20 protein-coding genes are annotated in these 20,123 nt (G+C 62.1%); 4 read left to right on the forward strand and 16 right to left on the reverse strand.

What is annotated here, in order from left to right; genetic code table 11:
* Positions 1-24: 24 nt before the first annotated feature.
* From CIMIT_RS12990 to CIMIT_RS09010, 3 genes are all read left to right on the forward strand, one after another.
* On the forward strand, positions 25-630 hold the full coding sequence (locus CIMIT_RS12990; protein ID WP_231910286.1) for a type II toxin-antitoxin system PemK/MazF family toxin: 606 nt from the start codon (positions 25-27) through the stop codon (positions 628-630).
* A gap of 198 nt (positions 631-828) precedes the next feature.
* The gene (gene rpsT, locus CIMIT_RS09005) at positions 829-1,092 is read left to right on the forward strand and encodes a 30S ribosomal protein S20 (RefSeq protein ID WP_038591974.1); all 264 of its coding nucleotides are present in this window, start codon (positions 829-831) and stop codon (positions 1,090-1,092) included.
* A 136-nt stretch (positions 1,093-1,228) separates the two neighbouring features.
* A complete protein-coding gene (locus tag CIMIT_RS09010) occupies positions 1,229-2,299 on the forward strand; it encodes a CE1 family esterase (protein ID WP_144311838.1) in 1,071 nt (356 codons plus the stop codon).
* A 24-nt stretch (positions 2,300-2,323) separates the two neighbouring features.
* Here CIMIT_RS09010 and CIMIT_RS09015 read toward each other — a convergent pair whose 3' ends face one another.
* The 15 genes from CIMIT_RS09015 to CIMIT_RS12185 form a co-directional block, all read right to left on the reverse strand.
* Complete coding sequence (locus CIMIT_RS09015; RefSeq protein WP_038591978.1) at positions 2,324-2,971, reverse strand: LysE family translocator; 648 nt, start codon at positions 2,969-2,971, stop codon at positions 2,324-2,326.
* The gene (locus tag CIMIT_RS09020; protein ID WP_038591983.1) at positions 2,968-3,366 is read right to left on the reverse strand and encodes an ankyrin repeat domain-containing protein; all 399 of its coding nucleotides are present in this window, start codon (positions 3,364-3,366) and stop codon (positions 2,968-2,970) included. The genes CIMIT_RS09015 and CIMIT_RS09020 overlap by 4 nt, the downstream gene beginning before the upstream one ends.
* 12 nt (positions 3,367-3,378) lie before the next feature.
* Complete coding sequence (gene holA / locus CIMIT_RS09025; RefSeq protein WP_038591986.1) at positions 3,379-4,305, reverse strand: DNA polymerase III subunit delta; 927 nt, start codon at positions 4,303-4,305, stop codon at positions 3,379-3,381.
* Positions 4,306-4,315: 10 nt separating this feature from the next.
* Positions 4,316-5,956 (reverse strand): ComEC/Rec2 family competence protein, encoded by a 1,641-nt coding sequence (locus CIMIT_RS09030; protein ID WP_038591989.1) that lies wholly within the window; start codon positions 5,954-5,956, stop codon positions 4,316-4,318.
* 2 nt (positions 5,957-5,958) lie between these two features.
* Positions 5,959-6,618 (reverse strand): ComEA family DNA-binding protein, encoded by a 660-nt coding sequence (locus CIMIT_RS09035; RefSeq protein WP_038591992.1) that lies wholly within the window; start codon positions 6,616-6,618, stop codon positions 5,959-5,961.
* 122 nt (positions 6,619-6,740) lie between these two features.
* Positions 6,741-7,538 carry a DegV family protein gene (locus CIMIT_RS09040; RefSeq protein WP_038591994.1) on the reverse strand — a complete coding sequence of 266 codons (798 nt, stop codon included), beginning with the start codon at positions 7,536-7,538 and terminating at the stop codon, positions 6,741-6,743.
* The gene (locus CIMIT_RS09045) at positions 7,535-8,188 is read right to left on the reverse strand and encodes a histidine phosphatase family protein (protein ID WP_038591997.1); all 654 of its coding nucleotides are present in this window, start codon (positions 8,186-8,188) and stop codon (positions 7,535-7,537) included. Before CIMIT_RS09045 ends, CIMIT_RS09040 begins: the two co-directional genes overlap by 4 nt.
* 67 nt (positions 8,189-8,255) lie before the next feature.
* Complete coding sequence (gene rsfS, locus CIMIT_RS09050; protein WP_038592000.1) at positions 8,256-8,711, reverse strand: ribosome silencing factor; 456 nt, start codon at positions 8,709-8,711, stop codon at positions 8,256-8,258.
* A gap of 75 nt (positions 8,712-8,786) precedes the next feature.
* Positions 8,787-9,404, reverse strand: coding sequence for a nicotinate-nucleotide adenylyltransferase (nadD, locus tag CIMIT_RS09055; protein ID WP_084674326.1), 618 nt, complete (start codon positions 9,402-9,404; stop codon positions 8,787-8,789).
* Between the two features lie 50 nt (positions 9,405-9,454).
* Entirely contained in the window at positions 9,455-10,393 is a 939-nt protein-coding gene (locus tag CIMIT_RS09060) for a hypothetical protein (RefSeq protein WP_231910287.1), read from the reverse strand.
* A gap of 43 nt (positions 10,394-10,436) precedes the next feature.
* Complete coding sequence (locus CIMIT_RS09065; RefSeq protein ID WP_038592003.1) at positions 10,437-11,714, reverse strand: glutamate-5-semialdehyde dehydrogenase; 1,278 nt, start codon at positions 11,712-11,714, stop codon at positions 10,437-10,439.
* Position 11,715: 1 nt separating this feature from the next.
* On the reverse strand, positions 11,716-12,645 hold the full coding sequence (locus tag CIMIT_RS09070; RefSeq protein WP_038592007.1) for a D-isomer specific 2-hydroxyacid dehydrogenase family protein: 930 nt from the start codon (positions 12,643-12,645) through the stop codon (positions 11,716-11,718).
* 16 nt (positions 12,646-12,661) lie between these two features.
* Positions 12,662-13,807, reverse strand: a complete 1,146-nt coding sequence (proB, locus tag CIMIT_RS09075; RefSeq protein WP_038592010.1) for a glutamate 5-kinase — start codon at positions 13,805-13,807, stop codon at positions 12,662-12,664.
* Positions 13,808-13,818: 11 nt separating this feature from the next.
* A complete protein-coding gene (gene obgE, locus CIMIT_RS09080; RefSeq protein ID WP_038592013.1) occupies positions 13,819-15,351 on the reverse strand; it encodes a GTPase ObgE in 1,533 nt (510 codons plus the stop codon).
* 137 nt (positions 15,352-15,488) lie between these two features.
* Positions 15,489-18,785 carry an AAA family ATPase gene (locus tag CIMIT_RS12185; protein WP_051904919.1) on the reverse strand — a complete coding sequence of 1,099 codons (3,297 nt, stop codon included), beginning with the start codon at positions 18,783-18,785 and terminating at the stop codon, positions 15,489-15,491.
* 138 nt (positions 18,786-18,923) lie between these two features.
* On the opposite strand from CIMIT_RS12185, the gene CIMIT_RS09090 reads away from it, so the two are divergent.
* The gene (locus CIMIT_RS09090; RefSeq protein WP_038592015.1) at positions 18,924-19,751 is read left to right on the forward strand and encodes a hypothetical protein; all 828 of its coding nucleotides are present in this window, start codon (positions 18,924-18,926) and stop codon (positions 19,749-19,751) included.
* Positions 19,752-19,775: 24 nt separating this feature from the next.
* On the opposite strand, the gene rpmA is transcribed toward CIMIT_RS09090, so the two are convergent.
* Entirely contained in the window at positions 19,776-20,102 is a 327-nt protein-coding gene (gene rpmA, locus CIMIT_RS09095) for a 50S ribosomal protein L27 (RefSeq protein ID WP_038592018.1), read from the reverse strand.
* Between the last annotated feature and the right edge of the window lie 21 nt (positions 20,103-20,123).

Here is a 20,123-nt window from a genome sequence, read left to right on the forward strand (position 1 = left end):
AACACGAACGGGAGGTTCGCCAACGTGGAATCACACCGAGAAGCCGGCACCCGCGGCGATGGCCCGCGCCTGGTCAAGCGGCAAGGTAGCTTCGCGCCGCTCAACAAGCTTAAAGCGAAAACCTCCCACCTTTTCAAGCGACGCAGCCACCGAGAGCGGCGCACCGCGTCCCTCGACCAAGGACTCGCGCTGCTCAACGAACGCCTCGGCACGCGCAACCCCGCGCACGAACCGCGCACCGCCACCTACGTCACCGTCAAACCGACCGCGCTGTTGCCACGCAATATTTATTACGCTCCCGATATGGACGGGAACGCCGAACCCGGCGAAGTCGTGTGGGTCACCATGCCCTCGCACCCGCCGCGGCAACGCAGCATGCTCGTCGTCGGCCGCGAGCGCAACGAGGTGCTCGGCCTGCTCATCTCCCCCGAATCCGAGCACGCAAACGACGAGCGCTGGCTCGGCATCGGCGCAGGCGAATGGCACGAATCCGGCAAACCCTGCTGGGTGCGCCTGGACAAAACGCTCATCGTCCCCGAAAGTGACCTGCACCGCTCCGGCACGATTATCCCGCCGCGTCGCTTTGAGCGCGTCGCCAACCGGCTCCGGGACCGCTTCGACTGGGGCTAAGCAGTTTGGAGCTTGCGCCCACATCCTGCTAATTTGGAGAAGTTGTTCTCGCCCGGAAATCCACAGGGCTGTTTGACGACGCGGGCAGGACCTTGGGTCCGCGTAAACCGCGCGCCGGTTGCCACAGTCAAACGCTTACGCCCTTTCCGGTGAAGATCGACATGACCGATCCGAATACGAAAGACCAAGAGGTACATCATGGCAAACATCAAGCAGCAGAAGAAGCGCGTCCTCACCAACGAGAAGCGTCGTCAGCGCAACAAGTCCGTCCGCTCCGCCACCCGCACGGAGATCCGCAAGTTCCGCGAGGCCGTGGAGTCCGGCGACAAGGCTGCCGCTGAGGCACAGCTGCGTGTTGCGTCCCGCAAGCTGGACAAGGCCGTGACCAAGGGCGTCTTCCACCGCAACAACGCGGCAAACAAGAAGTCCAACATGGCACAGGCGCTGAACAAGATGGCGTAACGTCCGCCTTCGCGCCGACGGCGCGAGCGCGTGTCACCCCCGCCCTAGCCCTTCATGGCTAGTGGCGGGTTTTTATCTTTTTCTCTGCTTACCCCCGGGGTGTAATCAGTTCGCGGCTAGATTACGATACTCGTCCGTGAAGAAACCTCGTCGCTACCAGCGCGCTTTGTGCGCCGCTGCCATTGCAACCAGCCTGGCGCTCGGCTCCACCGCCGTTGTAGACGCCCCTTTGACCGAAGAAGCGCACGCTGCTTCGCTTTCCGACTTCATCCCGGAGATCCCCGGTGTTGACCCCGTCATCGCGCAACGTATTGGCACGCTGCTCGCGCTGCTAGTCATCCTCGGCATCGCACTTCCCGTTGTGGGCACCGAAGGGTCCTCTTATGCACCCGACGACGGCACGGGCGGCGCGGCCGACGGTGGCTACCGCGGCGGCCGGGACGCAGGGTTCGCCCCAGACGGCACGATGCGTCGCACCATCAACGTCGGTGGCCGCACCCGCTCCTACAACATGGTCCTGCCGGCCGGGCACGCAGACGGCAACTCCTACCCCATCATCTTCGGCTTCGGCGGCTGGCAGCACTCCGCGGAGCGGGCCCACGAATACCTGCGCCTGGAAGACGCCGCCACGGACACGATCATCGTCTACGGCCAGGGCGTCGACAACGCGTGGGCCGGTGCCCCGTACGCGAAGACCAGCATAAACCAGGACATCGCCTACGTGCGCGCGGTAATTGCTGATCTCGCCGAGAACTTCGGCGGCGACCGCAACCGCGTCGCCGCAATCGGTCTTTCGAACGGCGGCGGCATGGCCGCAGTGCTTGGCTGCCATGCCTCCGACACGGTCAAGGCCATCGCTTCCGCGGCTGGCGCGTACTACGACCCGACGGTCAGCAACTGCGACTTCGGCCGCGTAGCCACCTTGTTGATGCACGGCACGCGTGACGATGTCATCAACTACAACGGCGGCACCCGCCACGGCGGTGGCTACCAGCCGGTCACACGCGTGCTCGACACGTTCGGGCAGAAAAACGGCTGCTCGAGCCGCACCTTTGAATTTGGTGGTCTTTTCAGCACCACCTCCATCGAGCCAATCGGGTGCATCACACCGACGCGCCTGGTGCGGGTCAACGGCGGCGGTCACACGTGGTTTACCCGCCCCGACGCGACGAGGGACTCCGTGGACTTCGTCATGCAGCAGCTCTAGCTGCTTCTCCGCTGCGCGCGGGGGCTACGCCAACGCAAGCGCCCCACGCATGCACAGCACCGCGCCCACCACGATAAAAAAGAGGCCCGCCGCGATGTCGATAAACGGACCCGCCCCGAGCAAGCGGCGGCGCACCTTCTCCGTCGAAATCACCTGCGTGTAGACGGCGAAGAGCGCGAAGGAACTCAGCCACAGCGCAGCGATGACCACCACCGCCGTAGCCGCCGACGGATGTGCCGGAAGCAGCGGCGCAATCATCGCGGACAAGGCGAGCACGATTTTCGGATTGGCCAGATTCGTCGTCAGCCCGCGCCAATAGCTCGCACGAGGGCTGCCAAGCCGTTTCGCCGCCTCCACTGTGTTCGGCGGTGGCTTGCGGCGATCCGCCCACCCGCCACGCACGTTGCCGACGCCCATCCAGATCAAAAATGCCCCGCCGACGAGCTGCACTGCCTCGAGCGCCCAGGGAAAAGCATTTAGCAGCGCGGTCGCGCCGATGACGGTCAGCGTGCACCAGAACAACACGCCAGTCTGCACGCCGAGGGTGGTCGCCCACGCGTGCTTGCGTGAACGGGTGCCCGTGCGGGTCAGCAAAATGACATCGGGGCCGGGCGATGCCGCACCCAATACGTTGAGCCCGACAATGACGGCGAGGTCGCCGAACCCGATCATGCCTCGCGCCTCGGCGGCAGCAGCTCGATGAGCGAGACGCGTCCGAACATGGTGGCGGTCTCGCGGGCGGTGGGGTGGCCGGCGTCGGGGTCGGCGTTGGCGTCGATAAGCATGCGCACGATCGCCTCATCACCTTGAAACACCGCACCTGCCACGATGCTCTGGCCGCGCTCGTTGAGTTTGTTCACGTCAGCGCCGCGCTCGAGCAACCCCCGCACGAGCTCGGGGTGGTCGGCATAGGCGGCGAGCATCAAGAAACTATTGCCGTCCTGGTTAGTCAAATCTACGTCGACCCCACGGTCAACGTACTCCAGCAGCTGCAGCTGCCCCGATCTGGCCAGGGAAAACAGCGCAGTGGCGAACTCCTGCACGTCCTCCGGAATCTCATCGCTCATAACGAAAAAGTATCACGCGAGCTGTGCAATACGGCGCACCGCGTTCTCCACCGCGAACTCGGGCACGCCCCCGTTGCCTTTCACCTCCGCGTCCAAGTCCGCGACGATGATGACCGCTTCCGATACTGCGGCTGGCGACCAGCGGCGCGCAATCTGCATCGTCTTCTTCACGCCCCACGGTGCCATACCCAGGTCGCGGGCAAGCGCGTTCGGATTCCCTCGCATGCCCTGCAGCTTCGCGACGTCGCCAACCTTGTAAGCAAGCGCCGCCGCGATCGCGACCGGATCAGTTCCAAGTTGCAGCGCCCGGCGCGTCGACGCGAGCGCACGATCCGCGCGCCCCTGCACCGCAAGCTCGGCAATGTCGAACCCGGCGACCTCGGCCACTCCCGTGTAGTAGTCGCGCACCGCCTGGACGGTCACCTGCCCGCCCGTGTCCGCGACAAGCTGCGAGACGGCGGAGGCCAGCTCGCGCAAGTCTGAACCAACGGACTCGAGCACCGCTGCCACCACGTCCTGGTGCGGACGCACCCCGTGGCGGCGGAACTCCGCGGTCAGCCACGCCGGGCGGTCTCGCGCACTGACCGGGTCCACCGTGTGCACCTCCGCCAGCTTCTTGAACTTCGTCACCGCCGCCTTCTGGTGGCCTTTTCCGGTGTGCTCGATAACGATGGTCATACCCGGGGCAGGGTTCTTGCACGCCTCCAAAAGCACCTGCGTCGGCTCTTTGCGAGCCATCTCCGTCTTCTTCACCACCACGACGCGCTCCTCGGCAAACAGCGACGGGCTCGTCGCCATCGCAATTTCGCCCTCGGTGACGTCACCCGCACGCAGCGTCGTCACCTCGACTGCCGGGCCGAGGCTGTCGATGATTTCCTTGGTGACGCGCTCGGCGAGAAACGTCTCCTCGCCAAGCACAAGGTGAACCGGGTTGAGCATGCCCTCAAGCTTACGGGCCGAGCAGGCGCTGCGTCCCGTCGGCGTAGAGCACCACGCGCCCATCTCGGTTTGGAAACAGCACCGGAATGCCGGAGGTGGTTACCACCGGGAAGCGGTGCGGGCGGCCGCCTTCCAATACGACGACGAGTTCGGTGCCGGCGGGGATCGGCTCGACGTCTTCTTTTGTTTCGACCACGTGCGCGCGTAGCGTCGTCGGGTCGATCGGTCGTGCCGCATGAAACGACACGTTGGTACCGAGAAGCAACGCCGCCACCACCGCAAACGTGACCCGCGGCCGGTGGAGCAGAAAACCGGCAACGATCCACCCGTAGCAGACCAGCACTACCGGCGGGGACGCGTTCACCGTTGCCGAAGGAAGGTTCGCGCCGTACGCAGCCACAGCCTGCACCCACCAAGCAAGGGGCTCAACAATCCATAGCACGAGCGCCTCGAAACCGCCGGGAAGGAGTGAAAGCACACACGCGAGAAGCCCCAGCACTGTAATCAGCGGTACCACAGGGGCGACGAGCACGTTGGCGACTACTGAGACGAGCGAGACCTGCCCGGCCATGAGCGCGATAATTGGCATCGTCGCAATATCGGCGGCGATCGCCACGGCCAGTGCGCGCACCACGATGTCCGGCCACTGGGTGAATGCAAGCGCGCGATACAGCAGCGGCGAGAGTGCGACGATCCCCGCCGTTGCGGCGACCGAAAGCGCAAACCCGTAGTGCACTGCCAAGTCGGGGTCAACCAAAACGAGGCCGATGATGGAGAAGCACAGCGCGTGGATCGGCTCCGCGCGGGTCGAAGCCATGACGGCGGTCAGCCCCACCAAACCGGTGACAGACGCCCGCAGCACGCTTGGGTCCGGCCCCACCAAGCCGGCGAACAGCAGCAACGCAGCCGTGGCCGCAGCGAGCCGATAGCGAAGCCCAAGCCTCAACAGGGTCGTAGCGATTACTGCCGCGCTCGTCACGATAGCGACATTGGATCCGGACACCGCAGACAGGTGCGAAAGGCCCGTATCGATGTACATCTGCTGCTCCGCGTCGCTCTGGGAACTGGTGTCTCCGAGCACCATCCCCGGAATCAGCCCGCGGGTTGCCTCGCCGACTTGCGCTTGTACCGCCTGGTCAAAAGTCGTTCGCACATAGTCAGCAAGCCGAGCCATCCCCTGCGGCCCGGCGTGCACTGCGATGTCCCCATTGATCGTCACGGTACCGACGCCCGGCACCGTGGACTCCCCGACCCTGCCGATGGCCTCAACGTGCGCGCCGGGAACCGCGTGCGGCGGTAGGTCCTCCATAAACACCGGCATGGCCGCGGGGTAGCCGTCGACATTCATCCGGATCAAGTAACCACCGCTCGCAAGCTCGCGCGGTTGTCCGCTGATGGTTCCCACCACGCTCCCCTGTGCATGCCCGGTCTGCTCCCAACGGCTCGCGAGCACGCAGCGCAGCTGCGTCCCCAGCGTGGATGCAGCTCCCAGACCCGCGACCAGAATCGCTTGGCCGTACTCCTTGTACAGCACGCACGCGCCAGCCCCGACTGCGAGTGCTCCCCCAGCCCATACCGGGCCCCACAGCAGACAGCACAGCGCTCCCACCCAGACGCCCACTGCAGCAGGCACGAGTCGTAGTTCCTGCATCGTTACAGCCCAACGAGGTCCTTGAGCGCTTCGAACTTTGCAGGCCCGATGCCTTTCACGTCCATCAGATCCTCCGGCTTTGCAAACGGGCCGTTCGTTTCGCGGTGTTGGACGATCGCCTGCGCGGTTGCTTCGCCGACGCCCGGCAACGCAGTGAGTTCGGACGCGGTCGCCGTATTGAGCGACAGCACTCCCCCGCCGGCGTCTGCCGACGCATCGGCGTCTTGTGCGCCAGCCTCCCCACCAGCGTGCACAGAAGGCACGACCAACTGCTGCCCGTCGACTAAGAGTTGCGCTTGGTTCAGTGCGTAGATGTCTGCGTCTGGCCGGGCGGATGCGGCGTTGAGGGCATCCGCAACGCGCGCACCGTCTGGGAGCGTTACCAGTCCGGGGCGCTCCACTTCACCGACGACAGACACCACGATTTCCCCGCTTGGCGCGCTTTCCGTTTCGGTCGCCGCAGAGTCCCAGGTGGTCGGGGTCTCCGGCGGCGGCGAGGCACGGAGAAACGCCCACGCACCGAACGCTAGCAGTACAAATGCGACGGCGATGCAGGCATGTTTAGGCGACACGCTAAGTCGCGGTTTCGGGTATTCCACGTTAAGAAGGTCTTCTTCCCCAGTTGGGCGAGTGAGTTCTTTAATTCGGTCAAGAGTATCCATGCCCGCATAATACGAAACGCAAATCGAAAATGGAAGACCCTAGTGAAATCTATCAAAAACATCCAGTACAAATGAAACGGATGAGATAGAGGGGGCTACTGAGATTCCGCCCTCGCCGCGGACTACCCCTCGCGCTGCGAGGAGAACACCACCGAAAGCCCGATCGCCCCCTGACCGGTATGCACCGAAATCACATCCACCAGCGGCTCGATCAAAATCCGCGAGCCATCCGGTAACACCGCCTCCAGCGTATCCGCAAGCTGATTTGCGGCCTCAACCGCATCAGTGTGCTGGATCGCCGCGAAGACTGGCTTGTCGCCTGCTCGCTCCATCACCAGCTCCGCAAGCTTTGCAAAGGCTTTCGTCTGCGTCCGCGTTTTACCGGCGAGCTCAAGTTTGCCAGCGTTGAGCCGCAGGATCGGTTTGGTAGCGAGCAATGCGGCGGAAAGGACTGCAGTGCCCGTCGATAAGCGACCGCTCTTGCGCAAATCATCAAGCTGGCTGAGGTAAAGCCACGTCTCGGAGCGCTCGATGGTCGAGCGCGCCATCGCCTCGCACTCGTCCAAGTCAGCCCCCTCGCGCGCGAGCGTCGCCGCCGCCATCGCCGCAGCACCAATACTCATCCCCGCAGTGTCCGTCTCCACGACCCGCACGGTATCCGGGAACACCCCCGCAGCTTGGACTGCGGCCGACCACGTCGAGGAAAAGTGCTTCGACAAGTGCAACGCGACCACGCCATCGTCCCCGCCGCGCTCCAATTGCCGCGCGTAGCACGCCGCAAGCTCAATCGCGCTCAGCCCGCTTGTCGACGCCCCCTCGTCCCCCTCCATCACATGCAGCGCAGCCTCGGTGATATCAAGCTCCTGCAGCAATTCCTCAGACAAACCTGCGGCGGAATCAACCACAATGCGTACCGTCATGGGGCAACCAACCCCTGATTCCACGCCTCCAGGTACCACTGCACCTCGTCGTCGCCTCCCGAGTCCCCGGCGCGGTACGCAGGTAGCGCGTACAAGCGCGCGGTATTCGTGTTACCCAGACTCTTAAAGAGCGGGTACTGCGCGACATCGAAGCCGAGCAGACTGGCAGTCAGCGCAGAGATCGTCCCTCCGTGCGCTACTAAAAGCACCGCCGAATCGCCCCACTGCGCATAGTCCGCGAGCAGCTCGTCCACCACCGGGCGGGCCCGCTGCGCCACCTGCACGCGGCTCTCACCTTCCGGGGGTGCCCATGTCGCGTCGTTGCGCCAATGCGCACGCGCCCCCGGGTGAGCTCCGTCGACTTCCTCGTGCGACTTGCCCTGCCACGCCCCCAAGTGGGTCTCCCGCAGGCGCGGGTCCGTAGTCACAGGCACGCCGACTGCGTCAGCAATAATCTCCGCGGTGTCGGCCGCGCGCGAAAGATCGGAGGCGACAATTTTCGACACACCGAGCTGCGCCACCATGCTCGCCGCAGCGCGCGCCTGAGCAATCCCGGTCTCCGACAACTGGGTGTCCAGGTGCCCCTGCATCCTCCGGGTCGCGTTGTACACGGTTTGCCCATGCCTCAGCATGATGAGTCGGCGCTGCATCGGCGATCCTCCTTACGTAAGTGGGCGGAACTTCGGGCGACGGAAACCACACAAGCGTGGCTCGCGTTTAGTCCTCGTCTTCGGGTGCCTCGCCAGCAAGCGGCAGATCCTCGAGATCCTCAACCCCGCGGACTTCCGTGAAATCCTCCGGACGCTGATACGGCTCGATCCCTTCCACGGTGATAGCCGGGCAATCCGCGTACAGGCGGTCAAGCCCGTAGAACTCGCGCTCCTGCTCACGCTGCACGTGCACCACGAAGTCCCCGTAGTCCAGCAGCACCCAGCGGAACTCGCGGTTGCCTTCGCGACGCTTCGGCTCCAGGCCCGCCTCGGTCAGCTCAGCCTCCACCTCATCAACAATCGCGGCGACCTGACGCTCATTGTTTGCCGATACGACGACAAAAATATCCGTAATGCCCATCACCTGGGACACATCAAGCACGGCAATATTGGTGCCGAGTTTCTCATCAGCAGCCTTCGCCGCAATGGTGGCCTGTTCAATGGAGATCTGCGCTGCGCTCAAGAAGCAATTCCTTTTCAAGTACCAAGATAAAATGTAACGCCCTCATTGTCCCATGACAGGCGCGCAAAGTGCCACTTACTGATAGAGCCGATTCTTCGCGATGTACTGCACCACCCCATCCGGCACTAAGTACCACACCGGACGGCCCTCCTGCGCGCGCTTGCGACAATCCGTGGAAGAAATCGCCATCGCCGGGATCTCGATCAGGTGCACACGGCGCTGAATCTCCTCCGGAAACATCTCCTCCGTCAGCTCATAGCCTGGCCTGGTGACCCCGACGAACTCGGCGAGCTCAAACATCTCTTCCCAATGCCGCCAAGACATAATCGAACTCAGCGCGTCCGCGCCCGTAATGAAAAACAGCTTCGCGTCGGGGAACTGTTCCCGAAGATCCCGCAAAGTATCCAACGTGTACGTGGGGCCACCCCGGTCAATATCGACCCTTGAGACCGAAAAACGCGGATTAGAAGCAGTGGCCACCACGCTCATCAAATACCGATCCTCGGCCGCGGTAATCTCCCGATCCGCCTTCTGCCACGGGTTACCCGTCGGCACGAAGAGGACCTCGTCTAAGTCAAACCTGTCGGCGACCTCGCTCGCCGCCACGAGGTGGCCGTGGTGGATCGGATCAAACGTACCGCCCATGATGCCGATGCGGGAGGCACCGGCGAGCGAATCAGCAAACTCTTCCATGGTCACCAGGCTACGCGGAGCGGGTCGCGACGAAGCCTTCCCGCCCCTGCTTAGCGGTACCGGACCTGGTCCACAAACCTGCCGAAGGTGTCCGAAACCTGGTTATCCCAGCGCGAAGGCCAAATGTAGTAGCGCCCGTGGTTGCCACCGTTGCCCTGGGAGGCGCGCAACGTCTGGATCGACAGGTCGCACACACCATCCAGTGGCAAACAGTAGTTCACACGGTTGCGCGTCCCGGCAGCAGTCTTCATATTGAACGGCAAGAAGCCCAATATGCCTCCGGCGCCACCGCCTGCAACACCAACCGTAGCCGGATCCCAAGGGGCGGTGTTCGGGCTACCGAAGTAGACCACGCCCGCAAGCTGTCCACGCCGCGCCAGCTCCCGCTCATGCTCCAGCATGATCATCGTGCCCTGCGAATAGCCGGACAAAATGTACTTCGGACGGCACCCAGTGGACCGCTCATAGTTGTTGATCATGGCCATCACGCCAGTGCGGCCAATCTGCACGGAATCACGGAACTCATTGCCGGCCCGCACGGCCATGCGCAGCACCGGCATGCTGTACTGCACCGCCAGGCCGAGCGCCTGCATCACAGTCGACGGTGCAATGACATTCGGTACTTCGTACTCCGGGTAGACGGCCGGGTAGTAGCGCGGCTCAAGGCCGAGCACCTCCACGTCCTTCATCAGTGAATTGCCGCCGTGCGTCGCCCGGTAGCGACCTTCGGCGTGGTGCAAGAAGGCACGAATGGTCTGCCCCTCCCATCCGTTGGACACCCACGGTGCCTGGGAGGAGTAGCGGGTGCGGTAAATCTGGTCGTTCTGACCGGAGCCGCGGGCCGCGACAAACGCGACCGCCGGGCAGCGGTGCTGCGCTTCAGCCTGTGGGACAGGGGCAATCGGGGTAAGCACCGCAGTAACCGCGGCGACAAAGGCAATGACGAGGGCGCTCACGCGAAGGCGCCAGGAGGCATGGGATTTCAACACGCCAATGAGCATAGAGCCAGATTGCCCCAATGTCTCATTAAGGTTACGGCCTGGTGTGCCCAGCCCCCTCAACGATCCACTTTGTGCTGGTCAGCTCGGGCAGCCCCATCGGGCCACGCGCGTGCAGCTTCTGGGTAGAAATCCCAATCTCGGCACCCATGCCGTACTGCTCGCCGTCTGTGAATGCTGTGGAAGCGTTCAGCACCACTGCTGCCGCGTCAACACCATCAGCAAAACGCTGCAGTGCCCGCGCGCTATCCGAGGCGATAGCTTCTGTGTGCCCGGTGCTGTACTTCGCAATGTGCGCGATCGCGCCCTCCACACCGTCAACCTCCGCGCACGCGATATCGAACGACAGGTACTCATCTGCCCAGTCTTCCGCCGTGGCAGCCACGATGTCGCGGGCACCGCACGCCGAAAGCGTCTCCACGTCGCCATGGACGGTGACCGAGGCCTCCTGGAGCGCCTCGATGACGCGGAGCTTGTCGGCGTCGGACAACGCAGCGTCGAGAAGCACTGTCTCCGTCGCATTACACACCGAGCAGCGACGTGTCTTGCCGTTGAGCAGCATGTCAATCGCCGAATCCAGCGGGGCATCTTTGTCGATGTAGAAGTGGCAGTTGCCCGTGCCCGTCTCAATCGCTGGCACTGTCGCGTGTTGCACCACCGCGTGAATCAATGAGGCACTCCCGCGCGGGATGACCACGTCGACCAGGCCGCGAGCCGTAATCAACTCCTGCACCGTCGCGTGGCTCTCGCACGGCAGGAGCTGTACCGCCTCACGCGGAAGCTCAGCCTCAGCGAGTACGTCCTGCAGCACCGCGACCAGCGCCGCGTTCGAACGCACTGCAGATTTCGAGCCGCGCAAAAGTGCAACGTTGCCCGATTTCAGGGCGAGCCCGAAGGCATCCACCGTGACGTTCGGACGGGCCTCGTAGACCATCCCCATCACGCCCAGCGGCACGCGCACTTGCCGCAGTTTCAGCCCATTCGGCAGCGTACGACCCTGCACAACGTCACCGACCGGATCCGGCAGCCCCGCAACCTGGAGCAGACCGTCAGCGATGCCCGCGACACGATCGGTGTCAAGGGCCAGGCGGTCGATGAGCGACCCATCCATCCCGTTCTCACGTCCGGCCGCGATGTCGGCGCGGTTCGCCTCAAGGATCTCCTCTGTGCGCGCGACGAGTGCTTCAGCAGCCGTGCGAAGCACCGTGTTCTTGGCTTCGGTCGAGAGCTCTGCAAGCTGCGGCGCAACGCGCTTCGCGGCTCGCGCGAGCTGGTGGACGCTCCCAGCCGTACTCTCTGCGTGATCGTGCATGTTAGTACCCCGCGTCCACGTCGACTTCGGTGTGCATTTGCTCACCGCTGGCAAACTTCTCCCAGTTCTTCACCGCGAGCGCGCCCACGCGTCGCTCCATGAACCGCGGAATGTTGGCAGTGTGCGGCGTAATCACGACCGTGTCCATGTCCCACAGCGGGTGATCGGCAGGCAGCGGCTCGGGCTCTGTCACGTCCAAGCCCGCCCCCGCAATGGTGCCATGACGCAGCGCGTCCGTCAGCGCCTCGGTGTCGATGAGGCCGCCGCGCCCGACGTTCACGATCACCGCGTTCGACGGCATCGCCGCAAGTACCTCAGCGTTCACGAGGTGCTTCGTGTCCGGTGTCAGCGGCGCGAGCAGGACAAAGTACTCGTTGTTGGCCCACACCTGCGCCATCGCTTCAGCATCGGACATCGCGACAGTTTGCACCGCGCCCTTTACCTCGCGCCCAGAACGGTTCACCGCAGTGACCTCAACCCCGAACGGGGCGAGGAACTCGATCAGCTTCTTGCCAATGCCGCCAGCACCGATCAGTGCCAGCTTTTTATTGTCGAAGAGGAACTCAGTCTCATCGAAGAGCTGGCTTTGGTTCCATTCGCGTCGCACCGCTTTGTGCCGGTGCGACACCGCGAGCAACAGACCAAGCGTCGACTCGGCCACGGTGTCGTCGTAGATTCCTGCTGCGTTAGCAAAGCGGACTCCACGCGCCGCATGCTTGGCCAGAATCCCGGCGTCCAGGAGCATCTCAATACCGGCGTAGCCGATCTGCACGACCTTCACGCTCTCCGGCAGTGTGTCCGGAAAATCTTTCGGGCCGCCACGGAACACAAGCATGTCCGGGTTCTGCTCAAGGTCAACCATTTCGTGGCCTGCCGCTTGAAGATCAGCGACCGAGGCCTCCCACGGGGAAGGAAGAAAAGCAAACTTCATGCCCCCACCGTAGTCGTTACAATCGGCTCGCGTAATGAGATAGGTAATCCGCGTGCACAACCGGGCGCCGTTTATCTTCCGCAAGCTCTGATGTGTGCTTGCCACACATATCGGCAAGCTCAGTCGCGTCGTAGGCGACCTCACCTCGGCCAATCACTTCAGAGTCCGGGCCGAGAATCTCCACGATGTCGCCGGCATGAAATTCGCCTTCGACGCTGGTAATCCCCACCGCGAGCAGACTCGTCCCGCCGCGAGTCACCGCCTCAACAGCTCCCGCGTCCAGCCGCAGGACCCCCTCCGCATCCGCGGCGTAGAGCGCCCAAAACTTCCAGGCACGAAGCTGCGACGCCGGTCGCGTGTGAAACACGGTGCCACAGTCGGCGCTGCCCAGCGCTTGGGCAATATTGCTTGCCGACGTCAACAGCACCGGTACCCCACCACGCGTCGCCAACCGCGCCGCCGACACTTTAGCCGCCATCCCGCCGGTGCCGAACACGCCACCATCGCCGGCTGCGACCCCTTCGAGGTCGTGTCCACTGCGCACCTCGGTGAGCATGCGTGCTGTCGGGTCTGCAGGATTTCGGTCGTACAACCCGTCCACATCCGAGAGCAGCACGAGCGCATCGGCAGCAGTCAGCGTTGCCACGATTGCCGACAGTCGGTCGTTGTCCCCGAAACGCATTTCCGAAGTAGCAACCGTATCGTTCTCGTTCACAATCGGCACAGCTCCCAACTGGCGCAGCCTGTCAATCGTGCGCTGTGCGTTCCGGGCCCGTTCACGCACACCAGCATCGGCCTGTGTCAGAAGCACCTGCCCAGCCGTCCGGTCATAGCGAGCAAACGACGCACCCCACGCTTGCGCAAGGTGAACTTGGCCAGTTGCGGAAGCCGCCTGCTTCGTTGCCAAATCTCGCGGACGCTGCGACAACCCCAGCGGTGCCATACCGGCAGCGATTGAACCAGATGAGACAACGATGATGTCGGTGCCTGCGCTCATCCGTGCATGCATGGCGTCGACAAGCGCATCAATCTTTTCAGGGCTGACGGACGAGTCCGCATTGACCAGCGAGCTCGACCCGATCTTGACCACAATCCTTCGCGCGCTCGCAATGTGCGCGCGAAGCTGGGATTCGGAAAGGTCAGGCGTTAAGGCAGCAGGCATAAGGATTCAGTCTAGCCCTCCCAGCGCTTGCGCTCCGCTTCTTCTCCGTCGCCGTAATCAAACTCATCGATGAGGCCACGCCGCGCCTGCGAGGCACGCTTGCGTTCCGCGGCAGAGATTCGGTTTGTGTCGTACAGGCGGGCGTCCGCGCCGCGGCCTGCAAGCGTCGGGTCCCCGCCACGCATCGGCTCCCAATCGAAGGAAATGTCTCCGATGGTGACGGTATCGCCCTCTTGCGCGCCGATCCGCCTGAGTTCGTCCTCGACGCCGGCCCTTTCCAGACGATCCGAGAGATATCCGACCGCTTCATCGTTTTCGAAGTCGGTCTGGCGGATCCAGCGCTCTGCTTTCTCGCCAGTGACGATCCAGCCTTCGGGATACATCGGGTCGCGCTCGACCACAATGCCGCTGTCTGCCTTACCTTTACGACCCTTGCGCGACACACCGCGCGGGCGAATGATCTCTTGCTGCTCGACAGTTGCAGCGGACTTCTTCGCCTTCCGCTGCGACTTGCGGGTTTGCTCGACGACATTCCACATCGCCCATTTGAGCTCTTCCAAGCCCGCACGGGTCGCCGTCGAAATCTGGAAAACGGGCCACCCGAATCGCTCCTTAATGTCTTCGAGGAGAAACTCGGCGAGCTCTGCCGCTTCCGGGATATCCATTTTGTTCAGCACAATGATGCGCGGCCGCTCACGCAGATCCCCGAGGCCCGAGTCGTGGTCGAGTGCATCCGCGTAACTATCCAGCTCCGCTTCCAACGCCTCCACGTCAGAGATCGGGTCTCGGCCGGGTTCAATCGACGCCACATCAACAACATGGACAAGCACAGCGGTGCGCTCAATGTGCCGCAAGAAGTCGAGCCCCAGGCCCTTGCCTTGGCTTGCCCCCGGAATCAACCCGGGGACATCGGCAACCGTAAACGTGTCGTCGCCCACGTCCACAACGCCCAGGTTCGGAGCAAGCGTAGTAAATGGGTAATCCGCAATCTTCGGTTTCGCTGCAGACAGGACCGAGATGAGCGAGGACTTACCTGCCGACGGGAAACCGACGAGCCCCACGTCAGCCATAGACTTCAGCTCCAGGATGAGGTCGTGCGCCTCACCTGGCTCGCCCTTGAGCGCAAAGCCCGGGGCCTTGCGCTTTGCGGTAGCGAGCGCCGCGTTGCCCAGCCCGCCGTACCCGCCTTCGGCAGCCATAAACCTCGTACCAGGCACCGTCAGGTCCGCCAGAATCTCGCCGTCCTCATTGCGTACCACGGTGCCCACTGGCACCTCCAAGATGAGGTCCTCACCACGAGCCCCGTTGCGGTGATCACCCTCGCCGTTGCCGCCACGACCGGCCTTGACGTGCGGTCGGTACTGAAAATCGAGAAGCGTGTGCACCTGTGTCGACACTTCCAAAACAATGTCGCCGCCGTGCCCACCGTTGCCCCCGTCTGGGCCGCCGAGTGGCTTGAACTTTTCGCGGTGCACGGACACGCACCCGTGCCCACCGTCACCTGCTTGCAAATGCAGCACCGCGCGATCAACAAACTGCGCCATGGTCTTGCCCGCCTCCCTCTCGTAAATGATCCGCCTGCTCGTGCGCGTCCCACGCGTTACAACGTGTGCGGCACCTCCAACAAGGTTTCTTACATGCAGGGTACCGGGTGAACCGCAAAGCAAGTAACGGCTCCGATTTAGTCCACCGAGAGCGCGTGTTCTTCCCCGACTATACGAACCGTTTCCTCCGTAATCGTGCGCAGCGCTTCACCGCTTGGATCGGTTTGCGCGATCCAGAGCTTATGACGATGTTCCAACCGGTCTGCAAAGTTGCGCGCCCACCGTCCGTTGCTGCGCTCAGCAGACGGTAGCGCTTCGTACACCGTTACGACGGTCGCTTCCAGCAGTGCCGCATCGACGCTCCAGCCCCTTGCTCTCAAGCTTTCTGCGACAATGCGCGCAACCTCTTGCGGGGTGTAGTCGGGAAACTCGATCGCGTTTGGAATCCGGGAGCGCAATCCAGGGTTCGCGTCCATGAATGCTTCCATCTCGTTGGTGTATCCGGCGAGAATTGCGATGAATTTACCCCGGTCATTCTCCAGCCTGGGCAGAAGCGTCTCAACGGCCTGCAGGCCAAAATCGTTTGCGCTGCCAGCGCTGGTGAGTTGATACGCCTCGTCGATAAACAGCACTCCACCCATCGCCTCGTCGAGTGCCCGGGTGGTCTGTTTTTCAGTCGCGCCGATGACAGAGCCAACGAGGTCTGCTCGCGTGACCTCCTTGACGGTGGGCGACTCCAGAATCCCCAATGCGTGGAAAATTTCCGCAACGATGCGCGCAACGGTTGTCTTGCCCGTGCCGGGATTGCCAGAAAACACCATGTGGTACGTCGGCGTGGAGGCCTGTAGACCCTGCGCTTCGAGCCGCTGGTTCGCCTCCGCGACCTGCACCAGATCCGCAGCCCACTGCTTGACCTCTTCCAAGCCGATAAGGTTTTCCAGCTCATCCAAGAGGGACTCAACACGCTCAGCACTGGCCGCCCCACCCGTGACTGTGCGGATATCTGCGGCGGTCACGCTCGTGATCTCCTCGTTTGTCACTTGGGACAAGTCGCCGGCGTGAGTAAGGGCCAGTCGGGTACTGATCGCCCCGATGAGTGCATCCTCAAAATTACGCACCCACCTGCCGTTCGAACCATCGCCAGAGCGCCGGTACTGTCGACGAATCGCTGCTTGCAACGCAGTCTCGTCAAAGGTATAGCCCTTCTTCGACAGGCTCGCCGCGCCGATTGCCGCAAGTTCGTCCGCAGAATAGTCCTCAAAGTCGAAGCGGTTGGGGATACGCGACTTCAATCCCGGGTTCATCGCGAGGAAATCCTGCATCAAGTCGGGATAACCTGCGAAAATGATGACGATGTCGTCTCGGTGGTTCTCCATGAACGTCAGGATCGCAGTCACCGCTTCTTTGCCGAAGTCCTGCCCGCTTTCCGAGTGCAGGTCATAGGCCTCATCGATAAACAGCACACCGCCGCGTGCCTGCTCAAGCACCTCGTTGGTCTTTTGCGCCGTTTTCCCAATGTACTCGGAGACGAGGTCAGCCCTTCCAACCTCGACAAACGTGTCCGTTCGTACTGCGCCGGCGCTATAGAGCGCCTGCCCAAGCAAGCGCGCCACGGTAGTCTTCCCCGTCCCAGGATTACCGAGGAACATCGAATGCATCACCAGCGGCTCAGGTGCCAGCCCAAGCTCAGCCCGCCGTTGATTAAACTTCACACGGTTCATGAACGCATTGATTTGGCGCTTTACCGAGTCAAGGCCGATGAGTTCGTGAATCTGCGACATTGGATCACCGGGCGCACTTTGCGACGGTGCCGGCGCTGCCGCTTTCTCGACGCCCACGGCACCGGGAGACAGCGCAGCGTCCACAGGTTCACGCACGCATTGCCATTGCCCATCGACTTGTTCAAAGAACGACGCAGCAGGGAACTGTACTTCTCCCTGATCTACATAGACTGCTGCGCTTGCTGTCTGCACCAGCCAAGATTCACCCACAGTCAGGGAGGCGTGATCGACAAAGAACTCCGCATAGCTCGTAAGAAGCGTGAGCTGGGAGAATTCGCAACGGCTCCCACGCTGAATCACCAGCTGTCGCTGGTTTGTAAGTGAGGGATGAATGGCGAGCGAGCCAGACACCCGTGACGCCTCTGCATGCACAGCGTATGCAGACGATGCGTCGACGTCGACGACTGTCCCATCAACAAACTGTGCCCAACCGAGGAAGGATGTACTTGTGGAAACTTCTCCACCGAAAACCGCGACCGTAGGGTCTGACACCCCCGCAGGAGACTCAACAATGGTCTGATCTAGGTAGAGACGGCCACTGCGAACAAATAACGCCGGAATCTTGCCGAAGCGTTGCGCGCTAACCACCCTTGTACGCAGGAGATACGCCTCAGAGCCTTCAAAAACATTACAAGCGTTATGACCATCTGCTTGTAACAACGTCATGTCTTCGACGATGAGCCTGCCGCCATTGTCTGCATTCAGCGAGCCGGAAATCGCCAGCACTGTGGCGTCGCGCTTCGCTCCCCGAAGGGTCAAATCGCGGACGTGTTTCGGCACTGACTCAATTGAATAATTTCCCTCTTCCAGTATCACTGTTGCACCGGATGTAAGCATCGGCGCAACCACACGCTCGAAGTCTTCACTATCCGCGGTTCGCCATCGCACTTCAGATGTGATCTCGCCTTCACGGTGCACCACACACGAGCGGGGATCAACATCACAGTGAGCCTCCCCCTCTGCCTTCACCACTACGGTGGCGACGTTGTCGCTCACCACCTGCGACAAACGCAGGTTGGCGTTTCGCACAAGTATCTCAGGCTTGCCTGTTTTCACCAGCACACCTGACGAATCCAGCGTTGCGCCATCCACGACGAGCGCTAACCGAGTTAGGGTGGGCGTCTCAATGGTCACATCGTTCAAGAGGTGCATCCTTGCGCCAGTGGACACAAAAAGCGTGCCTACCACCGTCGCCTGGACGTTCCCCTCCGACCCTGACTCCAAATCCAGCCTGTCCAGCGTACTGCGCTCGATCACGCATCGCGCATGCTCGATTCCGAGCACCGCCTTCTTGTCTTTCCCGCCTCTGACTACGCTGTCCCACACTTTGAGCTGTGCACCTTTGACACCAATCGATGGAAATTCAGTCTCATCAGGCACTTCAACATGACAGTTACGCACCAGTGCATGACCGTCGTTGCAAATGATGGCGTTGCCACCACGCGGGCCGAACACCGCCACCCCGACAAGCGACGCCCCTCGAGCGAGCACAATGCGACCATAAATTCGCACCTCTGAATTCTCGGCCTGCAAAGTACGGGATTCGACCAGCAACGTTTCCACCCGATAGTCGCCCGGCGCAAGCAAAAGCGCTTCTCCCGGCGGAACCGACGCAAGCATCTGGGCGAGGTCATCGTTCGGGGTTGCGCGCATAGTGAGACTCTCCTTTTAGGGCTTCGACACGGGACCACTCTACGCGTCGCCGCCGCGTCGACCATTGCCGCCACCACAATCTAGAAATTTCGTATTTTTCTCTTGACGCGACAGTAGAATTTACGTATCTTTCGTTTTATGGACTTTACAACGCAATTGAAACAGTACTTTTCCCTACGAGACCGCGGCATGGACATTATTGCCTGGGCCGCACGTACACAGCAGAATCACGATGGACTTACTGCGCTCGGCATGCCCAACGATTACGCAACAAATGTACTCCGATTGGTCGAATTATTCTTCCACGAAGAGACACATTCGCGTTACCAAGCACGAAGCAAAAGAAAAGCAGAAGAGAACAACCACAGCGTGGAGACGCTCGCCGCGATCTGGCAGGCTTCCCGCAACATCGAAGACCCCACGAAGCGCTGGCAATTTAGGGAAGCACTCTGCGGCACGACAGGCGATACACAAAATGTCCAGCGGACAGCGCGCCGGATTAAGAAACACTACGTCCCGAAAAAGGTGCCTAAGGATGGGGTGCGAACCCGCCGCGTTGGTGACAAGATGACTGTTTCCATCACCGGATCCTCCGACTCGATGCAGCATCTTGTAGATGCTTTCAATGAAGCCCCAGCTGCAGGCGGTTCCCATACCGACCCAGTTGATTGGGTGCTCCACCACCGTCCCTCTGGTGCCGGTGACCTTACCGCACACGCAGTGATGACCATCGACGACGTCGAACACGTCTTGAGGGGTGACAGCGTCGAAGACGACGTTCTCGTCCAACTCACGGACGGCACGATACTTACCGGCATGGAAGTCGCCCGGCTCTCCCTACGAGATCGTGGGTTCATCACGCTTCTTTCTCCAGGAGCCGGGCCGATTAATGTCTACGAGGCCGCCTTCGAGCCCGCAGACGTGAAAAAGCGCCGCGGCCCCAAAGATATGGGGCACGCGGCGTAGAAGACACGCGGTGTGCGCTTCCGGCTAGGCGGTAGCTTCGTCCTCGACGACGCCTGCTGCCTCTGCCTGCTCAAGCACCTCGGAGGAAACGCCCTCACCATCAGCCGGGATAATGTTGACGATGCGACGCTTCCGCTTGATGCCGAACTGGACCGAGCCCGGCTTCAGCGCGAACAGCGTATCGTCGCCGCCGCGGCCGACGTTGTCGCCCGGGTGGAACTTGGTGCCACGCTGACGAACGAGGATTTCACCGGCCTTGACCTGCTGACCACCGAAGCGCTTCACACCGAGGCGCTTCGACTCAGAGTCACGACCGTTCGAGGAGCTGGATGCACCCTTCTTAGTTGCCATGTTTCTTTCTCCTTAGAAGTT

Origin of the sequence: Corynebacterium imitans (assembly GCF_000739455.1) — a bacterium.
Lineage (GTDB): Bacteria > Actinomycetota > Actinomycetes > Mycobacteriales > Mycobacteriaceae > Corynebacterium > Corynebacterium imitans.

Excerpts from the sequence above, each read along its gene's own strand:
- rpsT (WP_038591974.1), top strand. The coding sequence starts at position 829 with ATGGCAAACATCAAGCAGCAGAAGAAGCGCGTCCTCACCAACGAGAAG.
- CIMIT_RS09015 (WP_038591978.1), bottom strand. The coding sequence starts at position 2,971 with ATGATCGGGTTCGGCGACCTCGCCGTCATTGTCGGGCTCAACGTATTG.
- CIMIT_RS09020 (WP_038591983.1), bottom strand. The coding sequence starts at position 3,366 with ATGAGCGATGAGATTCCGGAGGACGTGCAGGAGTTCGCCACTGCGCTG.
- holA (WP_038591986.1), bottom strand. The coding sequence starts at position 4,305 with ATGCTCAACCCGGTTCACCTTGTGCTTGGCGAGGAGACGTTTCTCGCC.
- CIMIT_RS09030 (WP_038591989.1), bottom strand. The coding sequence starts at position 5,956 with ATGCAGGAACTACGACTCGTGCCTGCTGCAGTGGGCGTCTGGGTGGGA.
- CIMIT_RS09035 (WP_038591992.1), bottom strand. The coding sequence starts at position 6,618 with ATGGATACTCTTGACCGAATTAAAGAACTCACTCGCCCAACTGGGGAA.
- CIMIT_RS09040 (WP_038591994.1), bottom strand. The coding sequence starts at position 7,538 with ATGACGGTACGCATTGTGGTTGATTCCGCCGCAGGTTTGTCTGAGGAA.
- CIMIT_RS09045 (WP_038591997.1), bottom strand. The coding sequence starts at position 8,188 with ATGCAGCGCCGACTCATCATGCTGAGGCATGGGCAAACCGTGTACAAC.
- nadD (WP_084674326.1), bottom strand. The coding sequence starts at position 9,404 with ATGGAAGAGTTTGCTGATTCGCTCGCCGGTGCCTCCCGCATCGGCATC.
- CIMIT_RS09065 (WP_038592003.1), bottom strand. The coding sequence starts at position 11,714 with ATGCACGATCACGCAGAGAGTACGGCTGGGAGCGTCCACCAGCTCGCG.
- CIMIT_RS09070 (WP_038592007.1), bottom strand. The coding sequence starts at position 12,645 with ATGAAGTTTGCTTTTCTTCCTTCCCCGTGGGAGGCCTCGGTCGCTGAT.
- proB (WP_038592010.1), bottom strand. The coding sequence starts at position 13,807 with ATGCCTGCTGCCTTAACGCCTGACCTTTCCGAATCCCAGCTTCGCGCG.
- obgE (WP_038592013.1), bottom strand. The coding sequence starts at position 15,351 with ATGGCGCAGTTTGTTGATCGCGCGGTGCTGCATTTGCAAGCAGGTGAC.
- CIMIT_RS12185 (WP_051904919.1), bottom strand. The coding sequence starts at position 18,785 with ATGCGCGCAACCCCGAACGATGACCTCGCCCAGATGCTTGCGTCGGTT.
- CIMIT_RS09090 (WP_038592015.1), top strand. The coding sequence starts at position 18,924 with ATGGACTTTACAACGCAATTGAAACAGTACTTTTCCCTACGAGACCGC.
- rpmA (WP_038592018.1), bottom strand. The coding sequence starts at position 20,102 with ATGGCAACTAAGAAGGGTGCATCCAGCTCCTCGAACGGTCGTGACTCT.